Raw genomic sequence first — 1,093 nt, 5'->3', positions numbered from 1 at the left:
AAATTTCTTGAAAGAATGAATAAGCAGGTTAACGAAAAATGGAATAATCCATACAAAGGTAGGCAAATGCATAGAGGTGTTGCAAAGCTAGAGCTGGACGAATACGGAAATGTCGTTGATGTATTTATCTTCTTGCAGAGTGGTCTCCCTGCTTTGGATGACTCGGTTGTTCGTGCAATTCGAGCCGTAAAGCGCTTTGACGTCCCAAAAAATACGATTATCGCCGAGCGATACAGCCACTTACGGTTTCACTTTAGTTCCATTGAGTTGGAGAGAGATAAAATGCCATTTGAAGTGGATCAATCCCATATTAAAGACGAGAGTGATTAGATGCACGTAAGATCAAAGGTTATTGAACGCAATTCAGAACAGTTTTCCCAGTGCAGAAAGTTGATTATTTTTGGTCCACCCCCTGGTGATCCTCTTGAGTATTTAAATCCTGAAAAGGTAATTACCTTTGATTATCGAGTATATCGGTCTTTAAAAAACTCTCTTGGTAACAAAGTCTTATTTAGTTTGGGTAATGAAGGTCTTGAGGCTTGTGATGCGGTGATCATTCACATCCCAAAAGCAAAGGCAGAGTTGGACCTTATCTTGGCCTATGTTACGCCTCTGTTGTGTCAAGGTGGTGATATCTATCTCGTGGGTGAGAAAAAAGCCGGAATTGCTAGTGCGGCTAAGAAGTTAAGCTCATATAGCAGTGATGCTAGCAAGATTGATTCAGCTAAACACTGTCAATTGTGGCATGCAAGCCTAGATCAAAAAGTCGAGCCGTTTAGCTTAAAAGATTGGATGACATCATTTGATGTTGAGGTGAATGACATATCCTTAAAAGTGGCTGCTATACCAGGTGTGTTTAGTATCGGTGAGNTCGATGAGGGTACTGAGCTACTACTGGCGAATATGTTTACCCGTCTAGAGGGGCGAGTATTGGACTTTGGTTGTGGTAGTGGCGTACTAGGGTGTTATACAAAACTGCTCAATCCAGGTATTAAGCTGGAAATGGTTGATATTAATTTGTTGGCCCTAAAGTGCGCTGAAGAAACTGCGCGGCTAAATAACATAGATGTAGATATTTACCCCAGTGATGGCT

2 protein-coding genes are annotated in these 1,093 nt (G+C 41.4%); both read left to right on the top strand.

From position 1 onward, the window contains the following. On the top strand, nt 1–330 hold a 330-nt coding region (locus A3735_RS19710), incomplete at its 5' end, for a TonB C-terminal domain-containing protein (RefSeq protein WP_197485946.1). Further along, the coding region (locus tag A3735_RS19705; RefSeq protein ID WP_068638514.1) for a methyltransferase at nt 331–1,093 on the top strand (763 nt) is incomplete at its 3' end.

Source organism: Oleiphilus sp. HI0061, assembly GCF_001635675.1.
Note: the sequence above shows the minus strand (reverse complement) of the source record. Positions and strands in the feature narration are given on the sequence as shown.